Below are 25,598 nucleotides of genomic sequence, written 5' to 3'. Positions count from 1 at the left end.
TTTGCGCGAGGGGCCCGCCGCTGGCGCCGGGCTTTGAACACGACAGCAGGAGGATCACCAGCCCAGGCGCTGACCTTCTGCCTCCACATGCAGTCGCAGCCTCCCGGACGAGGGGCGGCCCGCGTCGTACCAGCGAACGATCTGCTCGCTGATGTCATCCCACAACCGTGCGGGTCCACCTTGGCGTACGTGCCACTGTCCGCCGTCTTCGAACAGGACTGCCCAGGAGGCGGCTTCCACATCAATGACCACTTGCTCGTCACGGCTACGGCGGGTCAGGGAGAACCGTTGGGCACGCGGAGCCGCGAACTGTGCGACGAAGCGGGCCGTACTGTCGTCCAGTACCGTCCCGCCGATATCCGTGGGCACGGTCTCCCCGGCTTCGAGGTCCGGCAACATGCCCAACGCGGGCGGCTGATGCGTGCGGGCGAGCATGAACGAGACATGGCCGTCCAGCACAGGGCCGCTCGCCGTCCCATCGCTCGCCACGGTGAGACGCACCAGCTCGGAGGCGTTCATCCAGCCGCCGACCGTCGTCAGGATCTCTCCCCCGGGGCGGATCTGGTCGATCCATTCGGCGGGAACCGTGTGGACGCCACAGGTGGAGATCAGACGATCGTAGGGAGCTTCGGCACCGTGCCCGGCCAACCCGTCGCCGACGACGAGATGAGGCCAGTGGCCCAGTTCGCCCAGGGCCACCTGAGCGCGGGCGGAAATCTCCGGATCCACTTCAACGGAGTGCACGTGGTCCTCCCCCACCACGTGAGAGAGGAGAGCGGTCGAGTAGCCCGTGCCCGTGCCGATTTCGAGTACCCGCATCCCCCCGGACACATTCAGTTCTTCGAGCATGTGCGCCACGAGCCCCGGCCGGGTCGATGACGACGAGGGCGAGTGTGAGATGCGCCCGTCCACTTGGAGCGGAGTGACGGAACACGCAACCTGGGTGACGAGCGTCTCGTCCTCGTACACCCGGCCAAGCACCTGTGGTCCGTCACCGGGACCCACCGGCCGGTACCACCCTCCGTCTTCGTACTCGAACCACCCGCCCTTGAGGAACGCTTCCCGAGGTACGGCGGCAAAAGCCTCCTGCCACTGCGGACTCCGGAGGTCTCCGGACTCGGCGAGCAACTGCACGAGGTCTGCCCGGAGCTGTTGCGAGGAAGGGTGGTCGCTCACTTCGTCAGTCCGTTCTCCAGCAGTTCGGCAATTGCCATGGCGATGGGAAGTTGTGCAGCTTCTTCGAGCCAAGCCCATTGCCCGTTGGGGTTGCATTCAAGGAACCACCAGGCTTCATCGGCGGTCACGGAGAAATCGAATGCACCGAATCTGAGCCCGAACTCGGAGAGGAATCGTAGGATTGCTTGTTGAATCTCGACGGGGCATGGAACTTTCTCGTACGAGAGATTTCGGTACTGTGATCGCCAGTCCACTACACCTGGTGGAGCGGTGATCCGCGCACAGAAGAACCGTGAGCCCACGACCACAACTCGGACATCAGACGTCTTCGATACTTGTGCCTGAAAGAGATGGGCGCATTCTTTGACGCTTTCAGTGATCTCTTCAGGATCGACAGGGCTGGCCCAGATGCCCGCGGGCTCTCCATCGACCTCGTAGGAGCCAGCGTGTAGAGGTTTATAGACGGTCGGTTGCGTGGTAGAGAAGGCAACCGCTTCAGCTGGGTCATTGGTGATCAGCGTTGCGGGGACCCTGAATCCGACTCGGTTCGCGGTCGCTAACTGCGCCGGCTTGTACTCTGCCCGGGCAATGGCTTGCGGATGACTGAGATAGAGACAGTTGGGGAGGGCGCCCAAGACTCCTCCGAGCCCACGTCTGTTCTCTTGCATGACGAAACGCGCCACTTGTCCGTCGTCGCGCAGTAGATAGCTGCTTGGGCGACGATGATAAAGCGCTCGGACTTGGGATAGGTCCGCCGATCTACCTCCGACCGTTAGTCGTCCATCCCAGCCGCCGGAGTTCGTGCTGGCCGCAAGAACAGCGTTGGCAGGGAAATCGGTTCCAGGATCGAAGCGTAAAATTGGCACCTTTCGTTTGTTTAATTCTCCAATCACCAAGTCGGCAGTCGGGTCCTCAAATTCTGTGGCGATCAATACCGGATACTCGTGCATACTCTAATGTTATCCTTCGTCTGGAATTCCTTCGTCTTGCTGTGCGTCATGGCCGGTATCAGAATCGATCTTGCCGTCCTTACTGACCTGGGTAGGAGGATAGGTGTTAACGGACGTGCCGTGTTTCCCCAGTTCAACAGGGCGTGGTACTCCATCGTTTCCGACCCATCGGCCTGTCTGAGTCGCAGGGTCGATTCCAACGTAGTGGAACGTGGAGGGTTCTCCATTGCGAAGCGGCGTCATACGACCCATGCCCCATGGGACAGAAGAGCCCTGAGTTGAGCCCCGTGAGTTCATTCGTTTCTCTCCTCGTTAATTTCGGGACAACGGCGATGATGCGGGTGCTGTAGTGGTTGAGCACATCACGGCGCATCGCCCGTGATGCTTCGAAAGAGTGCGGCCACCAGCGCGCCGAAGAGGGTCAGCGTGGCGAGGACGAACACGATTCGGTCGCTGCGCGTGCTCGTCGGTCGGTTCTCGGGGGTGGTGCGTGTCATCGAGTCCGTATCCGTCTCCGTGGCCGTCATCGGATGGTCCCGGTCCGTACGGCCGCCGCAGCAGTGTGAAACGTGCAGGTCACGACCTTTCCCGTCGGTGTGGTGGTGGATTCCCAGTGCTCGGTCAGTGCTTCGACCAGGAGCAGGCCGCGTCCGGTCTCGGCGCAGTCGGAGCGTTGGCGCACGGTGGGCAGGTCGTGGACGGTGTCGCTGAGGCGGAGGACCAGTCGCTCACCGAGAGGCTCGATCTCCAGATGGCAGATGCCTTCGGCGTGCTTGTGGACATTGGCGAGCAGTTCCGTCACCACCAGCCCGACATCGGGGGCGGCCTCTGGGTGACCGACATTCTTGAGGCGATCCACGACGGCTCGTCGCACCACACCGATTTTGGACGGTTCCACGGTCAAGCTCATGCTCAGAAGAGTCTCCGTTCCGCTCGTGGCCACCACCACCGGGCCTGGCCCGAGGGGCTGTTCGGCGGTGTGATGGGTGAGATCGCCAGTTCCGGGAGGGGACGTGGGGCGGGCAACTGCGTCGCGTCTCATGCGTACGTCCCCCGATGGGCATACGGGTCGTGGTCCGCGCTCAGGGCGCGTAGTTGCAGGGTCTCTTCCGCAACGACGTACGGGCGGACGGTTCGGCAGTCTTCACCCCTAAGCGTGCGTTGCCGCTCCACGACGTGGGCGGGGGTCGGCGTTGACCACCAGCAGGCGGAAACCGGTGCCGGCTCGGGGGTGAATGTGGGCGGTGGTACGACTTCGTCCTCTGCCGGGAGTAACCGGCTCAGCACCCACAACAGGGCTCGGACGATGGCGGCGCGCATCGTGGGCTAGCTCCCTCGAAGGCTGTTCGACGAGCTCTGGCAGCAATGTCGTTGCAATGTTCGGAGGTCTCTTGGTGGGCGCTGCTCGACGCTGCAAGTGTCAGCCACCGAACTGGGATGCCCTCTGTACGTCGACCGAATCCGCATCCGCAGGAGCATCCTCTTCGGTCCGTGACCAGGACAGGGCCGAATACTCGTGGACGTGATCCCCTTTGTGATCGGGGTCCTTGACGGTGCAGAACGTCTTTTCACGGGACGGCATCAGTTCGCCGCACAGGGAAAGGCGCCTCAAGCGCTGCGTAACGCACTGGTTCATATGGTTCACCTCTTTTGACACCGGAGGCGGCCACCACGGGGGCGTGCAGGAACGCGCGAACGCGGAGAACCGCCGCTGCCAGGCATGTGGCCAGCAGCAGTTCGACGGTAGGACCGCTAGACATACGCCTCGGGTACAGTCCGTACCCGTTCGACTACGGGTACGGACTGTACCTATGCGGCGGGGACGTTCCAGGCTCGTGCAAGTGAACGGGCATTGCCGCGAATGGCTACCGGGCCGGACTCCACAAGGTCGGCAACAACTCTGCGCGCGAACAAGTTGTACTTGGCTGTCTCCGGTGACAGGTCATTGGCCTGTTTGAGGAAGTGCACGACCGCCACGTCTTCGCCGGCAAGACTGTACGCGCGTGCTTGCTCAATGGCGTGGAAGCCGCGACGCGTAGCAGAGGGCATGACGGAGGCATCAAGCCCTCTTGCCGCGGTCACCGCAGGGCCTGGCTGTGTCAGGTCGGTGTACATGGTGATCCGGTATGCGTCCACCATGCCTCTTCCGAAGATCAGGTACGGATGGGAGTACGCGTCCCCCAATGCCCTGGCTGCCTCGTCAGCCTTTTCCCAATGGTGTTCCGCACTTCCGACTTGGCCCACCTTTGCGTAGGACAGGGCCACTGCCAGATGCAACAACCCCCATCGGGCGGTGTCTTCCTCGCCTCGTTCACACCGCAGCAGACCAGCTGCGCTGAGGGCTAGTTCGGTTCGTGCCTGATGAGACTCTCCCGCGTCTCGGAAGACGTGATTCATGTACCAGGCCGCCACGGCGATGGCATGGGGACTGTCAGCGTCCTGGGCGGCAGCCATTGCTCTGTCTCCGGTCAGCATCACGAGCTCTGGGACCGGTTGGAAGCTGAGGTAGAGCTGGGCTAGGTGGTAGGTCTCGGCCAGAGCGGCAAGTACGCGTCGGCGTGCCGTTCCGTCCAAGGTGCGAGCCGCGTGCTGAAGGTCCGAGAGCAAAGCCGGAAGCACATCGGCGATGTGCGTGCGATGGTCTCCGATGCCGTGCCACAGCAGCCATGCCTGCCGCACGCGACTCATCAACTGCGTCTCGCTCTGGGGCTCAACATCGGAGTGGCGGAACGTGTACTTGGTGAGGGAGTCCTTGACTCTGCCGAGTGAGGGGTGAGATGTGTTGCTGTAGGCGGACGCGGTGACTCGGTCGTCACCTGTGAGGTCCGCAAGGGAATCGACCCCCAGCACGTCGGCGATCCTCATCAGCATGGGCAGCCGAGGCATGAGTAGCCGGCCGGTCTCAATGCCCTTCCACCACTCGTAGGAGTGGCCGACCCGTTCGGCTGCTGCTGCTCGGGTCATCCCCCGGCGTTCTCTGGCCTGCCGGACTCGTTTTGCGAAGGTGTCCGGCGCACTGCGTCCGTCATGTGGATCCGGCATACCGACACTCCGTTCTCGTAGACACTCAGAACGCTACTCCTCTGGGCAGCAGAGGAGATGGCGTCGGTGACCCTCCTGGGTTTTTTGCGCGGTCATGAGATTGGGGAACTTTGGGGCCGGCGTTGCTGTCTCTGGCAGGTGTTGCGCTCGGCGCGGGTGGGTCGCTGTTTGGCCAGCCCATGGTGTCGCGGGCGAGCACCCGGCAGCTTGGAATACAGGAGTCGGCCGCGCACCGCGCGGAGCTGAAGAACATGATCCTGAAGTTCCTGAGCAGTGCGTCGCAGATGGAGAAGGCCGAGCTCACCCGCGCGACGGCAAGAACCGAAGCCGCCCCCGTGCTTGACCAACTCGTCGATGATCTGTGGCTTGTGCAAGCTGAGATCGATCTGGCGGCCAGAAATGAGCCTCTGCGGGGCGCTACTTTTCGGAGGCTTGACATGATCACTTGGTGATCTATCCCTCGGTGACCATGCGCGATCTCGTTGTCGGTGACTGCCCTGCTGTGCATGCCTTCGCCAGCCTGCCGGAGGCATGCCGCTATCAGGCGTGGGGGCCGAACACCGAGAAACAGACAAGGGACTTCGTCCAAGGCGCGGTGGCTGCCCGGGCGCAGTCCCCGCAGACGCGGTTCGTCTATGGCGCCTGCCTCGACGGTGAACTTGTCGGCATCGGCGAGCTGAAGGTCCGTAGTCTGGCTCATCGCCAGGGCGAGATCTCGTATCTCGTCCATCCTCGGGTGTGGGGTCGAGGGGTGGGCACGGCCATCGGCTGGGAACTCCTCGGTAGAGGGTTCGAGCTGACAGGACTGCACCGGATCTACGCGACCTGCGATCCTCGCAACCTCGCATCGGCCCGGTTGCTGGCCAAGCTCGGCATGATCCACGAGGGCCGGCACCGGCACACCGCGCGGATTCGGGACGGCTGGCGTGACTCCGATGTCTTCAGCATTCTCGATGAGGAATGGACGTGCCGGCCGGGGCGGGAATGATCGGCTGAGCGCCCGCCGATCTTCCCCGGCCAGTGTTCTCAGCGCGGCCGTTCGCCCAGGAGCAGCGCATTGAGCGCGGCATAGTCGTATCCACCCTCCAGCGTGGTCGTCGTGCCCTCGGTCAGCAGTTCGTGGGCCGCCCGTCGTACCAGTGCGTACGCAGCTTCGGCGATGGCGGAACCCGCGCTGATGCGGGCGACCCCCGTGGTGGCGAGAGCGGAGACGGACGGTGTTCCCGGGCCGGCCAGGACGTTTACCGGCAAGGGGGTGGATGCGACGAGTGCACTGATCGCCGCGGTGTCCGGGGCGCTGAGGACGAAGATGCCGTCCGCGCCCGCCGTTGCGTAGGCGCCGGCGCGGGTGAGGGTCTCGTCCAGCCATGTCGCGCGGTCGCCCGGTGGCAGGCGGTGGGTGTCGATGCGGGCGTTGATGAACAGTGGGACGCCCGTCTCGTCCGCCGCCCTGCGGGCCGCGGCGATCCGGGCGACCTGCTCGGCCACGGGACGCAGGGTGTCCTCAAGGTTGATGCCCACGGCTCCGGCCGCCAGGACGCCGCGTACGGTATCGCCCACACCGGCGGGATCGGTCGCGTAGCCGCGCTCGACATCGGCCGTGACCGGCAGGTCAACGGCGGACGTGATGCGGGAGATCGCGCCCAACGCCTGCTCGCGGCTGAGCCGGTCCCCGTCGCCGTGGCCCAACGACCAGGCGATGCCGGCGCTGGTGGTGGCGATCGCGGCGGCACCCGCGCTCACCACCACCCGGGCGGAGGCCGCGTCCCAGGCGTTGGGCAGGATCAGCGGATCGCCGGGGACGTGCAGGGAGCGGAACAACCGGGCCTTGTCGAGCAGTGTTGTCATGCGTGGCATTGCACCATGTGTCCCCGATCGAGGAGGACTATTTCTCCGCGCCCTGGTGGGGGACGACCTCGAACGGAGAGCGCGCCAAGGGCTGAGTGTGTGTGCGGCTCATTCCCCCGGGCCGTTCGCCAACAGGTCCAGGAAGTCCACCTCTCGGACCAGTTGGGCCATGGTGCAGTCGGGCTTGCGGCGGGCCTCCTCGCCGAGGGCGTCGCGTAGGAAGGAAGCGAGGGACTGGCGCGGGAAGGTCTCCAGTGCCAGGTCCACGGTGGTCGGGGGGATCTTGTCGATGCGGAGGCCTACGACGTCCACTCCCGCCCCGAGGTGGATGCCCGCGACCTCGGGGCGGGGGTCGTAGGCGGTCGTGAGCAGGAGGTGGAGGCGGATGGCGTCGGCCACCAGATCGGCGAGCTCCGGACGGGCGCCCTGCTGGAGGAGGGCTTCGTGGGCGACCTGTGCGCCGTGTTCCTCGAAGGGCGTCGTGGCGTGCGTCCAGGTCGGGGTGAGGCCGAGGTCGTGCAGGGCGGCGCCGAGGAAGAGGGCTTCGCGGTCGTAGTCGAGCCCGCGGCGGTCGAGCAGGGCCGCCGCGAAGACATAGGTGCGGTGGCAGTGGGCGACGAGCGTGGGCGGGGCGGCGGCCCGCAGCATCGCGTCCGCGGTGTCGGCGAGGGCGGTGTCGGGGCGCGCTATGAGGGCGGGGGCTGCGGTCATGGTGGGCGGCCTTTCGAAGGCGGGGTGTCCGACGGGTGGGTCCTGGTGCTGAACCGCTGGCGGTAGGCGTGCGGTGTGATGGACGTGTGGTGTTTGAAGGTGCGGTGGAAGGTCTCGGTGGAGCCGAAGCCGCAGAGGGTGGCGATGGCGGAGACGGTGAGGTCGTTCTCCTGGAGCAGTTGGCGGGCCGCCTGGATGCGTTGTGTTTCGATGTAGGCGGCCGGTGTGCTCCCCGTCTCCCGGTTGAAGACCCGGGCGAACTGTCGCTCCCCCAGGCTGAGCCGGGCCGCCAGGGTCGGTACGTTCAGCGGCCGGTCGAGGTGGGCGTCGATCCACGCCAGGAGTTCCGCGACATCGGGGCTCGCGGTGCTCTGGCGGTGCAGTGGGGTGCTGAACTGGGCCTGGTTGCCGGGGCGCTGGAGGTAGACGACCATCCACTTGGCCGTGGACAGTGCGTGTCTACGCCCGAGGTCGTCGGCGACGAGCGCCAGGCTCATGTCGATGCCCGCGCTGACACCGGCACCCGTCCAGACGGGGTCGGACCGTACGTACACCGCTTCGGCGTCCACGGTGACGTCCGGGTACTGCTCGGCGAGCAGGTGGGCCGTCGCCCAGTGGGTGGTGGCCCGTCTGCCGGTGAGGAGTCCCGCCTCCGCAAGCAGATGGGCTCCCGCACACACCGACGCGACCCGACGCACCCGGGGCGCGACCCTCTTCACCCATGCCAGGACGGCCGGTTCGACGATGGGTTCGAGGCGGCCCCTTCGGGGGCGCAGTGCACCCGGCACGATGACGGTGTCGATGCCGGACGCCCCGGGCCCGTTGGATGCGTCGAGGTCGGCGAACGAGCGCTCCACCGCGAAGCGAACCCCGTCCGCGCAGCTCACCGCGCCTGCACTGGCCGCGGCGAGTTCGACGGTGTAGCCGTATCCGGCGCCGTGCAGCAGACGGCTGGCCGTCGCGAACACCTGGGAGGGGCCCGTCACGTCCAGGGACTCCACCCCGTCGAAGACGGCGATCACGACCTTGCGGCTGCGGCTCATGACCTCATCCTCTGCCGGACGCGCGGTGACTGCAATGACAGAGATATGTCAGATTCAGACATGCAACGGCGGGTGGCACTGGGTGAACCACGCTGTCGGGGGGTACCCCCACCCCGGCCCACCAGCCTCCTGGATGGGCGGGACGCCGAATGTCAACAACCCTCTAGAGATGACGACTTACTCCACCCCGGCCCTTCTCCTCGCGCTCTCCGCAACGCTCACCGGCGTCGTTTCCCCCGCCGCGCAGGCCGCTCCGACCGCACCCGCGCCCCGTGCTCTCCTCTGGGAGAACTGTGCGAGGGCGGGCGGACCGGAAACCCAGGAGTGCGCCACCCTGTCGGTTCCGCTGGACTATCGCGATCCCGGGGGCAAACGCATCTCCCTCGCCGTGTCCCGCGTCCTCAGCGACCGCCCCCAGGCACGCCGCGGCACCCTGCTGGTGATCGCGGGTGGGCCTGGTGGCTCGGGAGTGCAGAGGCTGGCGCAGAAGGGCGTCGCCCTCCAGCGGGAGCTGAAGGGCGCCTACGACCTCGTCAGCCTCGACCCGCGCGGGGTCGGCGGCAGCGCCACCGCCGGTTGTGGACTACGACCCGATGACCGGCGGCTGCCGAACCTGCGCTCCTGGCCTGCGGCCGACGGCAGCATCGATGCGAACACCGCCCGCTCACAACGGATCGCGGACGCCTGTCACCGCAACGGCGGACCGTTGCTGCGCAGTATGTCCACCGTCAACGAGGCCCGTGACATCGAGACCTTCCGCGTTGCGTTGGGCGTCGAGAAGCTGTCGGCCTGGGGCATCTCGTACGGCACCTACGTCGGTGCGGTGTATGCGCAGAAGTATCCGCAGCGCACCGATCGTTGGGTGCTCGACAGCAGCGGTGATCCGGATGCGCGGCGCGTCGCCCGCGGCTGGCTCGCCAACACGGGCCAGGCCGTCGAGGACCGGTTCCCGGACTTCGCGGCCTGGGCCGCGCACCCTGACCGCGATGCCGAAGGGCTGCGACTGGTGCAGCGCCCGCAGGACCTCAAACCCGCGTTCCTCCGGCTGGCGCGGGCACTTGACCTGGCGCCCCGGCCGACCACCACCCCGCACATTCCCCTGGACGGGAACCTCCTGCGGCAGTCCCTGCACCTCGCCCTCTACAGCGATGCCGCGTTCCCCCAGTTGGCGAGGCTCATCCAGGCCGTGCAGGACCCGACCGGCCGGCCGGTGCTCTCGGACGACCTGGTGCAGCCGATGGGCGACGAGGCGGCGGCGGTGACGATGGCGGTGATCTGCAACGACGTGCGGTGGCCCGGACACGTGCCCTCGTACCGTCGTGCGGTGGCCGCCGACCGTGCCGCCTTCCCGCTCACCGCGGGGCTGTCGCAGAACATCACACCGTGCGCGTTCTGGAAGGACGGGCCGGCCGAGCCACCGACGCGCATCACCGACGACGGGCCGTCCAACGTGCTGATGATCCAGGCCCGACGCGACCCGGCCACGCCCCACTTCGGCGGGTTGAAGATGCGCGAGGCACTGGGGGACCGGGCCCGGCTGGTGACGGTGGAGACGGGCGGGCACTCGGTCTACCTCGGTGCCGGCAATGCCTGCGGCGATCGGGCGGTGACCACCTTCCTGACCACGGGTGAGCGCCCGCGGACCGATGTCAGCTGCCCGAGCCGCTGACCGGTGCCTCCGGGGCTCATCCGGGGCTCGCGGTCGGGCCGCCCCGCCCCACGATCGCCGACTCCACGCCCGCCAGCCGCTCCGCCAGCACGCCCAGCGCCACCACGGCCCGCTCCAACTCGCCGCCCTGTGACTCCCGTACGTACACCTCCTTGATCCGCGCCCAACGGTTCGCGCCTGCGGTGTCCAGCAGCCCGCGGAGTTCGGCCAGTTTGAGGAGATTGGCCTCCGCGTCCGCCGTGAGGGTGCGGGCCTCGGCCGCGTAGTGGTCGTCGATCACGGCGGACAGTTCGGCGGGGTTCATCACCGGGCTGATCCGTTGGGCGATCCGGTTCAGATTACGGTACGAGCCCTGGAGGCGGAACGGTGGCTCGGTCCGGGTGCTGTCGGTGCGGCCCGCGGACTCGATGTAGGCGGCGTTCACCGCGAGCACGGTCGCGCGGGCGGTCAGCAGATGCCGCAGGACGTTCACGATCCGCTCCAGTTCCTCGGCGGCGTACGGATGGGTGAGCCGGTCGCGGTGGGCCGTCGGGTCGTCGGACGCCAGGCGCACCAGTAGTTCCAGATCCGCCCGGGCTCGCCCTGCCAGGGGAGCGAGCACCGGGTGTGAGGTGAGCGCGTTCTCGACGAAGCTGAACGCGAACGCGTCCTCCTTGCCGGTGAGCACATCGCCGAGGTCCCACACGTCGGCCCGGTTGGCGAGCATGTCGGGGATGCGGAACCGCTGACCCGACTCGGTGTAGGGGTTGCCGGCCATGCAGACCGCGAACCGTTTGCCGCGCAGATCGCGCCCGCCCAGGGTGCGGGTCGCATCCGTCAGCGGAATGAACTTCTGGAGGAGCTCGGGCGAGGTGTGCTGGATGTCGTCGAGGTAGAGCAGCACATTGCTGCCCGCCTCCAGTGCGAACGCGATCTTCTCCACCTCCTTGCGCGCTGCCGCGTCGGGCGCCTCCGCCGGATCGAGGGAGACGGTGTGCCGGCCGAGCGCCGGCCCGTCCACCTTCACCAGCAGCAGCCCGAGCCGCTCGGCCACGTACTCGACCAGCGTCGTCTTGCCGTAGCCAGGCGGGGACAGGAGCAGCAGCAGCCCGCCGCTGTCCGTACGTCGTGCGTCTCCGGCCGCCCCCAGCTGTTTGGCGAGGTTGTCGCCGATCAGCGGTAGGTACACCTCGTCGACCAGGCGGTTGCGGACGAAGGCGGACATCACCCTCGGCCGGTAGTCGTCCAGCCGCAGCCGAGCGCGTTCCCGGGCGGCCAACTCGCCGCGCAACTGCTGGTAGGCCCGGAAGCCGGGCACGCCGGTGGCGGCGAAGTCGGCCGTACGGGAGAGGAACTCGTCCAGCCGGACGGTGAGCGCACCCCGGACGATCCTCGGGTGCTCGCCCAGCAGCGGGCCCGCCGTGCCGGTCACGGACGCGTCCACGTCGTGGCGCACCAGCCCCGGTGTCAGCTCGATCGCCGCCGCCTCGGCGATGTCGCCCGCCGTGGTGTGTTCGCCGGCCGTCCGCGCCCAGGCCGTCAGCCAGCCTTCGACCAGCCGGTGCGCAGCCGCGACCTCCCCCTCGGCCAACTGCGCCCGCACATCGTCCTCGTAGGGGCAGGAGCCCACCGCCCGGGTGAACTTGTCCAGCAGGGCACGGGCCGTGCCGCTGGTCGTGAACGACTCTCCGGTGGCCAGCTCCGCGACCAGGTAGTCGGCCGCGCCGGGGTGGTGCAGCGGTAGCCCGGATCCGGTGAGGGCGGCGGCGATCTCGTCCCGCAGTCCGTCCGTCGCGCCCGTCGCGCCGAACACCTCCGCGGCCCGGGCCAGTGACACGGCCTGCCGTGACCAGCCCGTGCGCTGCACCCCGGTCGTGCCGTGCGCCCAGAACAACTGGGCGGCGGCCCGGGCCGCCGCCGGATGGCTCAGCAGCCCAGCGTCCGCGCGCAGCCGCAGGAGCAGCCCCAGGATCTTCTCGGTGTCGTGGTCGTGGACGCCCCGCTCATAGCCCTCGTCGTACGAGGACTGGGCGGCGGCCCGTACCAACTCCCGTACGTCGCCGCCGGCGATCGCCCCGGGAAGCAGCCGGGCGGCCAGGTGCTCGGCGCGGTAGACCTCGCGCGACTCGGACGGCAGGGTGCGCGCCCAGTAGGGCCGGGTGGCGGCGAAGGCGGGGTCGGTGACGGGGACGCGGTAGTCGGTGCCGGTGAGTGCGAACGCGAGGCCGCCGTCCGGTGCGCCGCCGTCCGGCACGACGGTCAACTCCGGGGTGCGCGTGGTGACGGCGAACCGATGGCTGCCGAAGCGGATGGTGTCGCCGCCGTCCGCGAACAGCTCGGTCCGGTCCCGGACGGCCCGTGCGGCCTCCTGGCGGGCCGCCTTCAGCCGGCCTTCGAGCTCGTCGGCGCGCACCCGGTCGCCGAGTTCCCGCAGCTCGTCGGCGGTACGGCGGACCTTGACCGGCAGCGGGTCGGAGGCGAAGTAGGCATGGGCGGCGTCCGCGTCGGGGAGGGTTGCGGCGCGTCGGGTGATCGCCTCCACCATGCGTTCCGCGGACTGCGCCAGCCGTTGGGCGCGCCGGGCCCGGGCGTCGTCGAGCGTCTGCCGGCGGGCTGTGAACGCCTCGTACACCTCGGTGCGCTTCTGCGCGATCCGGTCGAGGAAGTCGTCGTGGGTGGCGAACCGGGACTCCAGGGTCTCCAGTTGCGGCAGCAGGCGGGCGAGTTGGTCATCGCAGCCGTCGGGCGTGTCCGCGGCGGCCAGGGCGCCGGTGACCGTCTGGGCGAGCAGGGCGAACTCGGCCGCGAACTCGGCCCTGCCCTCCTGGTCGAGGAGTTCACGGCGGCGGGCGCGCAGGGTCGCCGCGGCCCGGTTGAGCGCGCCCATGGCCTCGGCGATCCGCTCCAGGATCGCCGTGCGGATCGTTGTGTCACCGCTCTCCAGCCCGGTCACGGACTCGGTCAGGGCCCGCAGCCCGTCGACGCGTTCCGTCAGCCGGGCGCCGGCCTCGTCCGCTTCGGCCACCGTCGCCGACTGGGCAGCCGCGGCCATGACCTCCTCGGCCTCGTCGTGGTACGGGGTGAAGGCGTCCTCGCGCTGGAGGAAGGCCATGGCCCGCCGCGCGGCGGACGCCGTGTCGTCCTCGATGCGTCGGACGAGCGCGTCGATCGCCTCCGTGTCGGCGTAGCGCATCTCCCGCAGACCTACTACGTGCCCGTGGCAGGTGCGTAGTTCGGCGATGCGCTCCACCCACTCCTCCGCCCCTGCGGGCGCCTCGCCCCGGATGCGGCGCACCAGCCGGCTGATCCGCTCCGTCATCCGCGCGAGTGCGTCGGCGGCCTGCGCGGTCAGGGCCTGGACGGTCCTGAACTCCCCCAACACCTGTACGGCGCTGGTGCGTACCTCCTCCAACGGGCCGCGCAGATCACCGGTGTCGGGGTCGTCCAGCCAGTGGTAGCGGTCGACGGTGCGGGAGCAGAGCGCCACCAAGGACTCGTACACCTCGGTGGTGGGGGTGGTCTCGACGGCCCGGCGGGCGATGGACAGACAGTCGGAGATCCCGCGGACGAGATCGGCGTTGCCGATGCGGGCCAGCGGACCAGAGCCGGCCGGTGCCCGGTGGCTGGCGCCGACATAGGGGCTGCGCCACAGCTGGATCTGATGGACCCGGGAGGGCTCGTCGGTCTGCGGATCGCGCAGCAGGATCAGCGTGCCGTCGTCGAACAGCGCGTATCCGATGCCCCCCAGCGGGCTCGCCGCCTCCTTGCGGATGGTGTTGTACGCCATCAGCAGGGCCCGACCGCCGCCCGGGTCCTGGAAGACGTACAGCACGTCCTCGCCGCCGGGGGAGGGCTGGGCCGTCTCGAACTCCAGCCCTGTGGCGTCGACGTCGAAGACGCGCACCTCACCGTCGGCGAGGCAGTAACCGCCGGGGAAGACGATGCCCTGGTCGTCGGGGAGCCGCCGAGGGGACGGGCCGATGGCGTCCAGTCGGGCCACCGTGCGGGTGACCGTGTTGAACACCAGATGGCGATCGTGCAGTTCCTTGTAGGGCCTGACCCGCAGCAGCAGGAGGGGGCCGACGCGGGCGTACGAGACATCCGCGTCGGCGAGTGCCTGAAGAGGCTCGTCGACCGGCTCGCGATGGATTCCGTCCGCGCTCTCGGTGTCGTTCTCCACCTTGAGGGTGAGCGAGCCGCCCACGGTGGAGACGTAGAGGTCGTCCCCGATGGCGATGTGCGGGTGGCGGCCCAGGACATGGCTGTCGCGCTGGAGGGCGGTCCACTCGATGTCGTGCGGGGGTGTGCGGGCGAGGTCGCGGTCACCTCGGCCGTCCAGGAAGCGGACCGTGCCGTCCGGGTCGAGCGCCCACCGCAGCACGCGCACGGCGTCGGCCCGCCCGCCCGTGCCGTCGCCCTCCGCGGCCTTCCGGAACACGGCCAACAGCCGGTCCTCGACCCGGTGCAGCCGGATCAGGCGGGCGCCTTGGAAGTAGCGGCACAGGGACGCGAACTCGGCGATGAACGCGGGGTCGTCCAACAGCCCCGGGACGGCGTCCGCAGGAAGCGGCTCGCGGGTGCTGCCGTGCAGGCTGAAGACATCGCCGACGGCGGTACGGGGGGTGAGCGCGGCGGACGGGTCGCTGCCGAAGAGGAACGTATCCCCGACGGCGACCAGATCGCGGGGGTGGCCGGGGGTCTCGACGGTGAGCGTCTCGGTGGCCGTCAGTTGCAGATCGGTCGAGCCGAACGCGGCGGTGCGTGCGGTGTTGAGCGCGTCGGCGCGGCGGGCGAGTTCGGTCGCACGGCCGCGGAGCCGGTCCCGCAGCAACTCGTAGGTGCCGGGGTCCAAGGTGCCGGAGCCCGAGGTGCCGGAGCCCGAGGTGCCGGGGTTCAAGGTGCCGGAGCCCGAGGTGCCGGGGTTCAAGGTGCCGGAGTCCGGGGTGCCGGAGTCCGAGCGGACCTCGGGCGGGCCGTCCGTGCCAGCCACTCGTCGCCCGCCCCCGCTCCCGCCCACCGCTCGTCGCCCGCTCCCGCCCACCGCTCCCTGGCTGTTCCCGCCCGTGCCGTTCGCGTCCGTCCTGTCCATCCCGATCTCCATCTGGTTCAGCTCCTCACAACACGGCTGCGGTACACGGGGACGTGCGCCGCAGCCGATCGAACGCGGGACAGGCCCGGGGTGGTCACGGGCGGATCGGAAGGCATAGGGGAGCAGCTGCCGCCCCCCGCGCGGCAGCTGCCCCCTCCCCGGCTCCGGGTCCCGCCCGAAGGCATCGACCCGGAACCGGAGCTCAGGTCTTCACGACCCCGTTCATCGGCCGCTGCCCGGTCAGCGACGCCAAGGAGGCGTCACCGATCCCCAGCTGCTGGGCGGCGTCCAGGAGCTGCCGCAACTGGCCGCTGTGCTCGCCGCCGCCCTTCATCAGCTGCATCAGCAGCGCGGAGACCGTCAGGTTCTGCACATCGGACGTGGACACCGAGCCCAGGACCGACGTCACGTCGTCGGTGAAGGACGACGAGCCGTCCAACCAGGGACCGGCAAGCGTCTGCGCGGTCTGCGAGTGCTGCACGAAACCGTCCAGGCCCTTGCCCAGGGAGATCGACTGCACGAGCCGGTCGAAGAAGATCGAGTCACCGCCGACGATGTCGATGTCGGCGTTCTCCAGACCTGTGGCGAGGACCGTGGCCTGCGCCTCGGCGATCTGCCGCTGCACATCGAGCCCCGCGAGCCTGATGTCCTTCTCCGCCTCCAACCGCAGTCGGTACTCCTCGTGGGTGCGGGACGCCTCGTCCAGTGCGGCCATCGCCGCGGCCTTCTCGGTCAGACCGGCCGCCTCCGCCTTCAGCTTCTCGCCGATCGCGGTGGCGTCGGCGAGCGCCTTGGCGCGGTTGCCCTCCGCCTCCGCCGTGAGCTGTGCGGCGGTCCCGTCCGCCTCCGCCTTCATGCGGGCCGCCATGGCATCTGCCTCGGCGCGGCCCGTCTTCTCGATGGCGGTCGCCTCCATCTCCCGGACCCGGACGGCCGCCAGTCCCTCGGCCGCCGCCTCCGCCTGGATTCCCTCGGCCAGCCGGATCTTGGCGCGGGCGTCCAGGTCGGCCGCCTTGGTGCGGGCCTCGGCGAGGGTGAGCTCCTCGGCCGCCCGGTGCACGGCGGCCTGCTCGGCGGCTTCCGCGGCCTTGATGTCTTTGACCAGCTTCTCCTGCGCCTCGGCCTCGGCCGCGATCACCACGGACTGCCGCTCCCGCTCGGCCTGTTCGACCGCCCGCAGCCGCTTGATCGACTCCTCCTGCTCGGCGACCGTACGGTCCACCGCGATCCGCTCCCTGATCACCTCGGCGATCTCGCGGCGCTCCGCCTCCAACTCCTTCTCGGCGGCGATCCGGTTCAGCTCCGTCTCACGCTCCCGGGCGATGACCTCCAGCAGGCGGTCCTTCTCGATCCGCTCGCTCTCCACCGCGATCACGCGCTCGCGGTTCTTCGCGGCGACGGCGACCTCACGGTTCTGGTTCTCCCGCTGGATGCCCAACTGCTCCTCGGTCTTGAGGAACGCGCTCTGCGCGCGCAACCGCTCCTCCTCGACCACCCGAGCCGTTTCCGCTTCCTCCCGGGCCCGTACGGTGTCGATCTCGCGGCGCTGCTTGATCTCCGCGTCGGCCTGCCGCCGCTCCAGCTCCAGGATCGCTTCCCGGGCGTCCACGTTCTGCCGGGTGATCTCCTTCTCCTCGTTGCGCTGGAACTCGTTGGTGCGCACGTGCTCGACCGCGGTCAGCTCGGTGATCTTCCGGATGCCCTGGGCGTCGAGGATGTTGTTGCTGTCGAGCTGGGCCAGCGGGGTCTGCTCCAGGTAGTCGATGGCCGCGTCTTCGAGGCTGTAGCCGTTGAGGTCGGTGCCGATGACCTGAATGATCCGATCCCTGAACTCGTCCCGCTTCGTGTACAGGTCGGTGAAGTCCAACTGCTTGCCGACGGTCTTGAGCGCCTCGGAGAACTTGGCGTTGAAGAGTTCCTGCAAGGTCGCCTGATCACTGGCGCGGGCCGTGCCGATCGCCTGGGCGACCTTGATGACGTCCTCCACGGTCTTGTTGACCCGTACGAAGAACGAGATGCGGATGTCGGCCCGGATGTTGTCCTGGCAGATCAGCCCGTCGCGGCCGGTGCGGGAGATCTCGATGGTCTTGACGGAGATGTCCATGACCTCGGCCTTGTGCAGGACGGGTAGCACGACCTGGCCGGTGAACGTGACGTCCACGGTGCGCATCTTGGAGACGATCAGCGCCTTGCCCTGTTCCACCTTGCGGAACAGTCGGCCGACGACGAAGAGCATGGCGACGGCGATCAAGAGGACCAGCGCGATGAGTAGGCCGATGCCCACGGTGATGGCGTCCATAGGGGTTCCCTGGTGAGGGCGGGCGGGCCTGGGCCCGGCGCGGAATCGGATGACACCGGTGGGGCGTGGCCCCACGGAGTCGGTGGTGGATCAGGCCCGTTGGACCGGGCTCGTTGGGTCAGGCCCGTTGGACCGGGCCCGGGAGGGAGGAACCGGCACGCGTACGGACGCACGGGACCGCCCTGCGTCTTCTTGCGTCCAGTCCTGCCGTACGGGTCGGTCGTGCCGGCCGAATCAGCCATGCCGTCCGGGCCGGCATGGCCCTCGGATCAGCGGTGCTCTTCGGACCTGCCGTGCTCTTCGGACCTGCTGTGTTCTTCGGATCAGAGGGGCGCGACCCAGAAGAACTCGCCGACCTCGTCGTAGGCGTACAGCAGACCCGTACTGCCGAGGGCGAGCGCGGCCGTCACGTCAAGACCGCTGCGGCGCACCTGGACCAGTGCCGTGGAGCCGTCCGACGAAGTGACCTCGGCCTGACCGAAGTCCTCGTCGACCCGCCTGGTGCGGATGGTGCAGGTCAGTCCGACGAAGTCGACGCGGGACGGCCCGGGTTCGTCGGGGAAGAGGGCGGCGAGTGGTCGGACGGCCCCTCTGGTCAGCCACCACGCCCCGAGGACCGACGCGGGCAGCAGGGCGACGAGGAGGAGTTGGTGCAGCCATCGGGAGGTGTTCAGATCGGCCAGCAGAACCGATCCGACCAGGCTGAGCGTCCAGGTGAGTGCGATCACCAGCGACGCGGACACGGCGACGGGCACTCCGCCCAGCCCCACTGTGCCGCTGTCCAGATCGGTGTCGAACGAGTCATGACCGACCGCGCCCACCAACACCATGAGCCAGAAGAAGATCACGACGACGAGGGCGGCACTGAACAACATGGTCGGGAAGCGCAGCACATGGTCCAGGAACTCGCCCATCTCTGATCCCCCTTCACCCCGGCCGTGTCCGGCCCCTTCGTCGTCCCGCCTCCGTCGGGCCCGCGCTCCGCGGGCAGCAAGGCGGAATCCCCATTTCCGCTGTCCGGCATGGAGCAGGCCCCCCGCCGTCCGTGGAGCTCATTCTTGTCGATTGGCACGCCTGTTCGCATTGCCGTGCTCCGGCAGTCTTTACGCGTCCTTAATGCCGGTCGCGGGCCGGTAGGTGCACATGACACTCTTGCCGGGAGAGCGTTAGGAAAGCGTCAAGAGGGGGAGTTGATCGTGGCGGACCAGGAGATATTCGAGGATCATCTGGCGGGGTATGCCCAGATCCTTGCGAACGCGTGTGCCACCGGTCGCCGTCTGAGCCGCGATGAGCTGGAATCGTTGCGCGTCCGGGGCGAGAGGGCGGCCGAAGCGGGCATTGGGCTACGACTCCTGGTGCGCGCCCAACTCACCGCCGCCCAAGCGGTCCGCCCCGAACTGTCGAACCAGGCCGCCGAGCACCTCCTTGCCGTGGTCGAGCAGGCGGTGGACGCGTTCGCAGCCGGCCATGAGCGGGCGCAGCGCCTCGCCGTCCGCCAGGAGGAGGCGGCGCGCCGAGAGTTCATCGACGACCTTCTCTACGGTCGCAGCGATCTCGGGCGCCTTGCCCAGCGTGCCGAACGCTTCGGGCTGCTGCTCTCCCACGCCCATGCCGTGGCGGTGGCGCAGGGCCCCGAGCCGTACGAAGACGGCTTTCCGGTGTCACGGCAGGTGGAGTCCGCGCTGATCGCCCGGTTCGGGCACCGCAGCATCCTCCTCACCACCAAGGACGGCAGGCTGATCTGCATCGCACCTGCGGATCAGGACGAGGTGCTCGGCTTCTTCGCCAAACAGGCGTACGCGGCGACGGACGGTGGACGCGTGGCGATCGGCCGGGCCCACCCGGGGGCGGGCGGAGTCGTCCACTCCTATGAGGAGGCGCTGAACGCACTGGAGTTGGCGACCACCATGGACCTGCCGGATCCGGTGCTGCGGGCCGCGGACCTGCTGGTGTATCCGGTGCTCACCCGGGACCGACAGGCGATGAAGGACCTGGTGGAGAGCGTGCTCGGACCGCTGAGCCAGGCTCGGGGTGGTGCCCAGCCGCTGTTGGACACCTTGACCGCCTACTTCGACACCGGATGCGTGGCTGCGGAGGCGGCCCGCCGGCTCTCGCTGAGCGTCCGGGCGATGACCTACCGCCTCGATCGCATCCGCCGGCTGACCGGGGCCGACCCGGGCGATCCGGTGCACCGCTACACGCTCCAGACCGCGGTGATCGGCGCACGGTTGATGGGGTGGCCGGAACAGAAGTGGGGCTCGGCGCACGCAAACTGACGATCATTCAGCGTGCCGGCGGATGCACGCAGGGTGAGATGGTAGGGGAGTTCCGGCAGTCCTGCGGCGCACCGGCCAGGGCGTCCATGATTGGTCCAGACCAATCATGGGTAAGCTTCTGGCTCCCCGCGTCGGTGTCGATGGAGATCGTTCCGTCGGCTTGTCATGCCGTGACCCCTTCGCCCGGTATTCGGCTGCCGTGGAATGTATCCGTATCCGGAATCGGCGACCAGAGCGTCAATAGGGGACAAGCCGGATAAGAATGTACGACACACTCGGCATATGCCGCGTGCCTGTTCTGTCTGAAAGTGATTGGGCTTCCCAGTACTCAATGAAATCGATGAGTGTTCTCTCATTCGACAATCCATTGACATGGCCATTGGTTACTCATAGCTTCCAGGAAACCGGAAGAGCGGCCACCGCCGTTCACCCGATCACACTGGAGGTCCGTTATGGAACGCCTCATCAAGAAGCTGGCGCAGGAAGAGAACTGGCGCGCGTGGAACTCCGCGAACTCGGCCGCGGCTGACAAGTCGGGCTGTGTCAGCGCCAAGTCGGGCTGTATCAGCTCCGCGCCCAAGTCGGGCTGTATCAGCTCTGCGCCGAAGGCCGGCTGTATTTCCTAACGGATCCTTCGGGTAAGTGTGAGCCGGGCGGTGATTCTTCGTCGCTGCCCGGCCCACCCTCGGAATTACTTCCGTAACCCCGGTGCTTCCCTTCGATTTCCCCGAGCTCTCGAAACCAGCCGATCGTACGTCTCCCGCTCCGAACTTCCTCGGGCCGTTTACGTCGACGCGCTTGAGCGGGGCGATTCCAGCGAGCTCCCGAGAGTTCCCCGACATCCCGAGTGAGCCATATCCCCTTAGTGTTAAGTCCTTTTGAAGCCGATTGAAGGTCAACGTGGACGGTCAGCCGAGCTCCGAGATCATCGATGAGATCCGGGACATCCCGATCTATCAGAAGTCGATCGAGCAGGGTTTCTTCCCGATCTTGGAGAAGCCGGAGATAGCCGATGGGTTTCCGGACAACTGGATGACTCCACGGCTGGCCGAGGCGCTGGACGCCGGCGAGGCGGAGTTCGTCCTCTCCACCGGCACCAACCACGCCCGCATGCAGATCATTCGGCCGCCCTACTTCCTGCTGAAGACCTACTACCGGCTCTGGAGCGAGCACCCTGACATCTCGGATACCTGGGAAGAAGGGTGCCGCCGCGTCTCGCTCACCACGCTCCTCGCCACCGAACACGTGGCCCGCGTCAACGCCAAGAAGCGGGGAGGGGTCCCGGAGGGCGTACCGGGCCTCGACGACCGGCGGCTCGACGAGCGAACCATCTACCTGAACCTCCGGCTCGATCCGGAACTCTGGCTGCGCGAGGACGTCGAGCGGATGATCGGCGAGATCCGCACCGAGCAGCTGGCCCATCCGCTGGGGCGCTACCACCTCGACTGCTCCGGCTACCACTTGGCGCATCTCATCCGCAAGGCCCGCGAGTGGGGCCTGTGGGACGGCTTCCCGCAGCCGGCCAGTGTGATCACGGCCTACGAGTACACGCCGGCCAACGTCCGCGCCTATCTGGAGCAGTACATGGACTGCCCGGTGGTCGACCTGTTCGGCAGCACCGAGCTGGGCTACCTCTACTACAGCGACCACACCGGCCGCTACCACCCCCATCTCGACCGGATGAGCCTGGAGCTGGTCCCCGTCGCGCCGGGCAGTCACATCCACAGCCTCATCGTGACCAGCCTGCGCAGCCCCCACATGCCGCTCATCCGCTACCGCTCCGGCGACTGCGTCCGCACCATCGACGGCTCCACCGACCCCGCGAAGGTCACCCGCTTCTGCGGCCGGGAGAAGGAACTCCTGCCCACGCCGAACGGCCTGGTCTCCCAGGGGGACCTCGACGACGCCATCAGCACCGCGGCGCCCGAAGTCTTCCTCTACCAACTGCGCGGCGGCGCCGATGAGAACTTCCGACTCCTGTACAGCACTTTCGACGGGGTTCCGCTCGAACCCTCGGAGAGCGCCGGTCTGGAGAAGTTCATCGGCGAACTCACCGGATTCCGTTGCGGAACCGAACACCGCACGCATATACCGATTGGGACATCAGGCAAGTACGCCTGGCTCAAGATGGATTCCTAGACCCCCCAGGTTTCCGATCCGGCTCTCGACACCCCTGACTCTTGACTCCCACCTTCGGAGCTCTTCCCCGGAGTCAGGAAACGGTATCGGGAGCCGGAATCCGGAATTGCCCACGACCCGACGCCTCTCACCACAGGCCGCGCAAAAACCGGTCCACACCATGGGAACACCAGCGAGCGACACCGGATACCCGGTCATCGTGCTCACGGCCGAACGCCGAAACCCCTCTCTGGAGAGTCATGAAGACAACGGAACTCGTCACCGAAGCCGATCTCACGAACCTCCTCGGCGAAACCCTTCACGCCGAAGTCGTCGAATACTTCGTGAAGGACACGGGCGGTACGACCGAAGAGGTCGAACGCCAAGTGGTCGAGTGTATGCGTTATCTCTATCTCATTTCTTACTACCGGACCGAACTCAGCGGCCTGTTCCTTCCCGTTGAGCAGCACATCGACGAGATCTGGCACTACCTCATCCTCCAGACCCGCGAATACGTGGAGCTGTGCGAGGAGAAGTTGCCCGGCCGGTTCTTCATCCACCACCGCAGCATCGGCTACGAGGACTACGCCCAGGAGCCGGGTCGGGAGCAGTCCATCGAGGAGGCGTTGCGCTGGATTCCGCTGTACTGCAAGGAATTCGGCCCCTTCGACGAGGGCGCGCTGCCACACTGGACGATCGTCCGCTTCCTCCACCAGCGCATGGAGATGTCGTTGGAGGAGATCTCGGCCCTGGAGCCCGCAGCGTCGGCGGCGTAGCGCGCGCGAGCGCTGCCCTTCCCCGTGCCCCGGGGCCACCCCAAGCCCCCGGGGCCACCGCAAGCTCCGGGGGGACGCGAGGAGCGAGTAGATGACGTCCCCGACCAGCACCACCGGGCACAAGCCGACGGGCCCCACGGAACATCCCGCCCAACGCCGGATCCTCACCGTCCTGGTCTTCTCCCAGATCCTCAGCGGCGCGGGGCTCGCCGCCGGCATCACCATCGGGGCCCTGCTCGCCGAGGAGATGTTCGGCTCCACGGGGCTCGCGGGCATCCCCAGCGCCCTGTTCACGGCGGGTGCCGCCCTCGGGGCCGTCGCGGTCGGGCGCGCCTGCCAGCGCTGGGGCAGAAGGACCGGCCTCACCATGGGTTACATCGCCGGAACGATCGGCAGTCTGGGCGTGGTCCTGGCCACCGAACTGGACAGCATCCCCCTGCTCTGCGTCGGACTGCTCGTGTACGGCATAGGCACGGCGACGATCCTGCTCGTCCGCTACGCCGGTGCGGACCTCGCGTCGCCCGAGCGGCGGGCCCGTGCGGTCAGCACCGTCCTGTTCGCCCTGGCGGCCGGCGCCATCGCCGGGCCCAACCTGGTCGGCGTGACGGGCGATCTGGCCGCCGACTGGGGGCTGCCGCGACTGTCGGGCCCGTTCCTGCTCGCCGCCCTGGCCTTCGGCTCGGCGGCCGTGTTCGTATGGGCCTTCCTCAGACCCGATCCGCTGCTCGTCGCCCGCGCGCTCTCGGCCGAAGCGAATGCCCAACGCGCGGCGGACGACCAGGCGGGGACCGACGCGGCGACGGCGCGTGCCGCCATCCCGCCCGCGGAGCGCCGCATCCTCATCACCGGTGTGACGGTCATGGTCCTCAGCCAGATCGTGATGATCGCCATCATGACGATGACCCCGATCCACATGTCGGACCACGGCCACAGCACCCAGGCCGCCGGCATGGTCATCGGCCTCCACCTGGGCGCGATGTATCTGTCGTCGCCGATCTCCGGCATCCTCGCCGACCGCATCGGCCGCCCCTTCACCGCCACGCTCGGCACCGTGACCATGTTCGCCGCGGCCCTCGTCGCCGCCCTGGCCCCGGGCCACTCGACGCTCGCCATGTCCCTGGCGCTGATCCTGCTGGGGACCGGCTGGAACATGGGCTTCGTCAGCGGCACGGCCCTGGTCGCCGACGCCCTTCCCCCGGAGACCCGCGCCGCCACCCAAGGCACCGTGGACGTGGGACTCGCCATCGCCGGAGCCGCCGGCGGCATGGCATCGGGCCTGGTGTTCGCAGGCGGCGGCTATGACCTGCTGGCCCTCTCGGGCGGCTTCCTCATCCTGGTACTGGCCCCGCTGACGGCCCTGCTCAGGCTCCCGACGACCAAGGCCCCGTTCACGGCCCCCGCCCAGGACGACTCCGTACGCACCAGATAGACCGAACGGTCCCCAGCCCACCGTCTCGTACGGGGCCGGGGCCTGCGCGGTGCTGCGTCGGGCCTCACCCGATACGCGGCGTACCTGGTGTCCCTGGGGGACTTCAGTGATCGCTCACTGGATCAGGTCGGTGTGCGGATGCCCCGGGCCGAGGGCGTCCGAGCAGACGTAGAGCTGTAGATGGTTGGCATCCGAGACCTGAACCCCGGGCGGGTTAGCCGCGCTGTCGTCGTCGAGCGAGGCACGGCCTTGATCCTCGTACGGGATCCACCCTTCCTGATCACTGTTCCATTCCTCCGAGGCGATCGTCAGCAGCGGGTCCATCGCGGCGCCGCAGGTGATGCAGAACCGGGCGATGGGATCGGTGAGGCCCCACGGCGGCCAGCCGCCGACCTTCCAGCCGGGCGCAGTGGACAGCTCGTCCATGTAGAACTCCTGCGGAGCGATCTCATAGGAGTCGTCCACCGCGACGCCCGCCTCCCGCCACGCGCTCCAGTCACTCAGACGCTGCTGCAACTCCCCACTCAGTGCCAGAAAGTTGGGGTACTCGATGATCTGCTCGGGCGCGAGAACGCAAGGCTTCGGCAGATAGCCGTCGTACTCCGTTTCGGACGGCTCGGGTGGCGCGGCGAGGATGTCGGTGACGTCGGCTGCGGTTCGCCAGAACAGCTGGGTCGGAGGCTTGTACTCGGGAGGGTGCTCGAAAGGGCACCACAGCACCTGGAGCACATCGTGATGTCCGCCCGGCCGGTGGGGCGGTCGCAGCAGGGGTACGTCGCGCGTGTACAGCTGGGCCACGGGCAACAAGGGGCTGATGGGTCCCTCGTGCCACTTGTCGCAGTACGGCCACGGCTGCCCGGCGGGCCACAGAAGCGGCCCGCCGACCGAACTGTCGTGTGGTGAAGGGGTCCCGGAGCGGGGGTGCAACCGGGTCGCCGGGCGCGCCCATGGCGCCAGCTGCGGAAAGAGCGCGGTGATGTCGAGCGGTCGCGGAGGGGTGGTGCGGGTGATGTTCATCCCTGTGATGCTGCCAGCCGTCACTGACAGCAGGTCGCGTGAGCCCATGCCGACCCCCGGTCCCGAAGTCGCGGGTCGATCCGCCCACCGCGCAGCGACCGACGACCCACCCGGACCAACGGCCCACCCGGACCAACGGCCCGCGGGGACCGGCAGAAGCCCGCCCGAGCACCAGC

The 25,598-nt window shown here is 68.2% G+C and carries 21 protein-coding genes; 8 read left to right on the top strand and 13 right to left on the bottom strand.

Going from position 1 to position 25,598, the window contains the following annotated elements; all coding sequences use genetic code 11:
* Positions 1–54: 54 nt before the first annotated feature.
* The 6 genes from tgmC to ABZ348_RS15700 form a co-directional block, all read right to left on the bottom strand.
* The gene (gene tgmC / locus ABZ348_RS15725) at positions 55–1,176 is read right to left on the bottom strand and encodes an ATP-grasp peptide maturase system methyltransferase (protein WP_358933251.1); all 1,122 of its coding nucleotides are present in this window, start codon (positions 1,174–1,176) and stop codon (positions 55–57) included.
* Positions 1,173–2,126: an ATP-grasp ribosomal peptide maturase gene (gene tgmB, locus ABZ348_RS15720; RefSeq protein WP_358933249.1), complete on the bottom strand. Its 954-nt coding sequence runs from the start codon at positions 2,124–2,126 to the stop codon at positions 1,173–1,175. Before tgmB ends, tgmC begins: the two co-directional genes overlap by 4 nt.
* A gap of 9 nt (positions 2,127–2,135) precedes the next feature.
* Positions 2,136–2,378 carry a putative ATP-grasp-modified RiPP gene (gene tgmA, locus ABZ348_RS15715; RefSeq protein WP_358933345.1) on the bottom strand — a complete coding sequence of 81 codons (243 nt, stop codon included), beginning with the start codon at positions 2,376–2,378 and terminating at the stop codon, positions 2,136–2,138.
* Positions 2,379–2,488: 110 nt separating this feature from the next.
* The gene (locus tag ABZ348_RS15710; protein WP_358933247.1) at positions 2,489–2,623 is read right to left on the bottom strand and encodes a hypothetical protein; all 135 of its coding nucleotides are present in this window, start codon (positions 2,621–2,623) and stop codon (positions 2,489–2,491) included.
* A 26-nt stretch (positions 2,624–2,649) separates the two neighbouring features.
* A complete protein-coding gene (locus ABZ348_RS15705; RefSeq protein WP_358933245.1) occupies positions 2,650–3,036 on the bottom strand; it encodes an ATP-binding protein in 387 nt (128 codons plus the stop codon).
* 899 nt (positions 3,037–3,935) lie between these two features.
* Positions 3,936–5,168 carry a helix-turn-helix transcriptional regulator gene (locus ABZ348_RS15700; protein WP_358933243.1) on the bottom strand — a complete coding sequence of 411 codons (1,233 nt, stop codon included), beginning with the start codon at positions 5,166–5,168 and terminating at the stop codon, positions 3,936–3,938.
* A gap of 122 nt (positions 5,169–5,290) precedes the next feature.
* Here ABZ348_RS15700 and ABZ348_RS15695 point away from each other — a divergent pair, with 122 nt between their 5' ends.
* Both ABZ348_RS15695 and ABZ348_RS15690 read left to right on the top strand, forming a co-directional pair.
* Positions 5,291–5,620: a hypothetical protein gene (locus tag ABZ348_RS15695; protein ID WP_358933242.1), complete on the top strand. Its 330-nt coding sequence runs from the start codon at positions 5,291–5,293 to the stop codon at positions 5,618–5,620.
* A 17-nt stretch (positions 5,621–5,637) separates the two neighbouring features.
* On the top strand, positions 5,638–6,156 hold the full coding sequence (locus ABZ348_RS15690) for a GNAT family protein (RefSeq protein WP_358933344.1): 519 nt from the start codon (positions 5,638–5,640) through the stop codon (positions 6,154–6,156).
* A 38-nt stretch (positions 6,157–6,194) separates the two neighbouring features.
* Here the strand turns inward: ABZ348_RS15690 and ABZ348_RS15685 are convergent, their stop codons facing one another.
* From ABZ348_RS15685 to ABZ348_RS15675, 3 genes are all read right to left on the bottom strand, one after another.
* Positions 6,195–7,016, bottom strand: coding sequence for an isocitrate lyase/phosphoenolpyruvate mutase family protein (locus ABZ348_RS15685; RefSeq protein ID WP_358933240.1), 822 nt, complete (start codon positions 7,014–7,016; stop codon positions 6,195–6,197).
* 108 nt (positions 7,017–7,124) lie between these two features.
* The gene (locus tag ABZ348_RS15680) at positions 7,125–7,727 is read right to left on the bottom strand and encodes an HD domain-containing protein (RefSeq protein WP_358933238.1); all 603 of its coding nucleotides are present in this window, start codon (positions 7,725–7,727) and stop codon (positions 7,125–7,127) included.
* On the bottom strand, positions 7,724–8,770 hold the full coding sequence (locus ABZ348_RS15675; protein ID WP_358933236.1) for a helix-turn-helix domain-containing protein: 1,047 nt from the start codon (positions 8,768–8,770) through the stop codon (positions 7,724–7,726). Before ABZ348_RS15675 ends, ABZ348_RS15680 begins: the two co-directional genes overlap by 4 nt.
* A 169-nt stretch (positions 8,771–8,939) precedes the next feature.
* Here ABZ348_RS15675 and ABZ348_RS15670 point away from each other — a divergent pair, with 169 nt between their 5' ends.
* On the top strand, positions 8,940–10,439 hold the full coding sequence (locus ABZ348_RS15670) for an alpha/beta hydrolase (RefSeq protein WP_358933234.1): 1,500 nt from the start codon (positions 8,940–8,942) through the stop codon (positions 10,437–10,439).
* A 16-nt stretch (positions 10,440–10,455) separates the two neighbouring features.
* Here the strand turns inward: ABZ348_RS15670 and ABZ348_RS15665 are convergent, their stop codons facing one another.
* The 3 genes from ABZ348_RS15665 to ABZ348_RS15655 form a co-directional block, all read right to left on the bottom strand.
* Entirely contained in the window at positions 10,456–15,507 is a 5,052-nt protein-coding gene (locus ABZ348_RS15665; protein WP_358933232.1) for a DNA repair ATPase, read from the bottom strand.
* 202 nt (positions 15,508–15,709) lie between these two features.
* Positions 15,710–17,806 carry an SPFH domain-containing protein gene (locus tag ABZ348_RS15660; RefSeq protein ID WP_358933230.1) on the bottom strand — a complete coding sequence of 699 codons (2,097 nt, stop codon included), beginning with the start codon at positions 17,804–17,806 and terminating at the stop codon, positions 15,710–15,712.
* 323 nt (positions 17,807–18,129) lie between these two features.
* Positions 18,130–18,720 (bottom strand): hypothetical protein, encoded by a 591-nt coding sequence (locus ABZ348_RS15655; protein ID WP_358933228.1) that lies wholly within the window; start codon positions 18,718–18,720, stop codon positions 18,130–18,132.
* Positions 18,721–19,002: 282 nt separating this feature from the next.
* On the opposite strand from ABZ348_RS15655, the gene ABZ348_RS15650 reads away from it, so the two are divergent.
* From ABZ348_RS15650 to ABZ348_RS15630, 5 genes are all read left to right on the top strand, one after another.
* Positions 19,003–20,082 carry a helix-turn-helix domain-containing protein gene (locus ABZ348_RS15650; RefSeq protein WP_358933226.1) on the top strand — a complete coding sequence of 360 codons (1,080 nt, stop codon included), beginning with the start codon at positions 19,003–19,005 and terminating at the stop codon, positions 20,080–20,082.
* Between the two features lie 452 nt (positions 20,083–20,534).
* The gene (locus ABZ348_RS15645) at positions 20,535–20,708 is read left to right on the top strand and encodes a hypothetical protein (RefSeq protein WP_358933225.1); all 174 of its coding nucleotides are present in this window, start codon (positions 20,535–20,537) and stop codon (positions 20,706–20,708) included.
* A gap of 274 nt (positions 20,709–20,982) precedes the next feature.
* Complete coding sequence (locus ABZ348_RS15640) at positions 20,983–22,221, top strand: hypothetical protein (RefSeq protein WP_358933223.1); 1,239 nt, start codon at positions 20,983–20,985, stop codon at positions 22,219–22,221.
* 239 nt (positions 22,222–22,460) lie between these two features.
* Positions 22,461–22,976, top strand: coding sequence for a hypothetical protein (locus ABZ348_RS15635; RefSeq protein WP_358933221.1), 516 nt, complete (start codon positions 22,461–22,463; stop codon positions 22,974–22,976).
* A gap of 91 nt (positions 22,977–23,067) precedes the next feature.
* Entirely contained in the window at positions 23,068–24,405 is a 1,338-nt protein-coding gene (locus ABZ348_RS15630; RefSeq protein WP_358933219.1) for an MFS transporter, read from the top strand.
* A gap of 114 nt (positions 24,406–24,519) precedes the next feature.
* Here the strand turns inward: ABZ348_RS15630 and ABZ348_RS15625 are convergent, their stop codons facing one another.
* A complete protein-coding gene (locus ABZ348_RS15625) occupies positions 24,520–25,422 on the bottom strand; it encodes a hypothetical protein (RefSeq protein WP_358933218.1) in 903 nt (300 codons plus the stop codon).
* Positions 25,423–25,598: the final 176 nt, after the last annotated feature.

The organism is Streptomyces sp. NPDC005963 (assembly GCF_040638655.1).
Taxonomy (GTDB): Bacteria; Actinomycetota; Actinomycetes; order Streptomycetales; family Streptomycetaceae; genus Streptomyces.
The sequence above is the reverse complement of the archived record's forward strand: the minus strand, read 5'-3'. Positions and strand labels throughout refer to the sequence as shown.

Excerpts from the sequence above, each read along its gene's own strand:
- tgmB (WP_358933249.1), bottom strand. The coding sequence starts at position 2,126 with ATGCACGAGTATCCGGTATTGATCGCCACAGAATTTGAGGACCCGACT.
- tgmA (WP_358933345.1), bottom strand. The coding sequence starts at position 2,378 with ATGGGTCGTATGACGCCGCTTCGCAATGGAGAACCCTCCACGTTCCAC.
- ABZ348_RS15710 (WP_358933247.1), bottom strand. The coding sequence starts at position 2,623 with ATGACACGCACCACCCCCGAGAACCGACCGACGAGCACGCGCAGCGAC.
- ABZ348_RS15705 (WP_358933245.1), bottom strand. The coding sequence starts at position 3,036 with ATGAGCTTGACCGTGGAACCGTCCAAAATCGGTGTGGTGCGACGAGCC.
- ABZ348_RS15700 (WP_358933243.1), bottom strand. The coding sequence starts at position 5,168 with ATGCCGGATCCACATGACGGACGCAGTGCGCCGGACACCTTCGCAAAA.
- ABZ348_RS15690 (WP_358933344.1), top strand. The coding sequence starts at position 5,638 with ATGCGCGATCTCGTTGTCGGTGACTGCCCTGCTGTGCATGCCTTCGCC.
- ABZ348_RS15685 (WP_358933240.1), bottom strand. The coding sequence starts at position 7,016 with ATGACAACACTGCTCGACAAGGCCCGGTTGTTCCGCTCCCTGCACGTC.
- ABZ348_RS15680 (WP_358933238.1), bottom strand. The coding sequence starts at position 7,727 with ATGACCGCAGCCCCCGCCCTCATAGCGCGCCCCGACACCGCCCTCGCC.
- ABZ348_RS15675 (WP_358933236.1), bottom strand. The coding sequence starts at position 8,770 with ATGAGCCGCAGCCGCAAGGTCGTGATCGCCGTCTTCGACGGGGTGGAG.
- ABZ348_RS15670 (WP_358933234.1), top strand. The coding sequence starts at position 8,940 with ATGACGACTTACTCCACCCCGGCCCTTCTCCTCGCGCTCTCCGCAACG.
- ABZ348_RS15665 (WP_358933232.1), bottom strand. The coding sequence starts at position 15,507 with ATGGACAGGACGGACGCGAACGGCACGGGCGGGAACAGCCAGGGAGCG.
- ABZ348_RS15660 (WP_358933230.1), bottom strand. The coding sequence starts at position 17,806 with ATGGACGCCATCACCGTGGGCATCGGCCTACTCATCGCGCTGGTCCTC.
- ABZ348_RS15655 (WP_358933228.1), bottom strand. The coding sequence starts at position 18,720 with ATGGGCGAGTTCCTGGACCATGTGCTGCGCTTCCCGACCATGTTGTTC.
- ABZ348_RS15645 (WP_358933225.1), top strand. The coding sequence starts at position 20,535 with ATGGAACGCCTCATCAAGAAGCTGGCGCAGGAAGAGAACTGGCGCGCG.
- ABZ348_RS15635 (WP_358933221.1), top strand. The coding sequence starts at position 22,461 with ATGAAGACAACGGAACTCGTCACCGAAGCCGATCTCACGAACCTCCTC.
- ABZ348_RS15630 (WP_358933219.1), top strand. The coding sequence starts at position 23,068 with ATGACGTCCCCGACCAGCACCACCGGGCACAAGCCGACGGGCCCCACG.
- ABZ348_RS15625 (WP_358933218.1), bottom strand. The coding sequence starts at position 25,422 with ATGAACATCACCCGCACCACCCCTCCGCGACCGCTCGACATCACCGCG.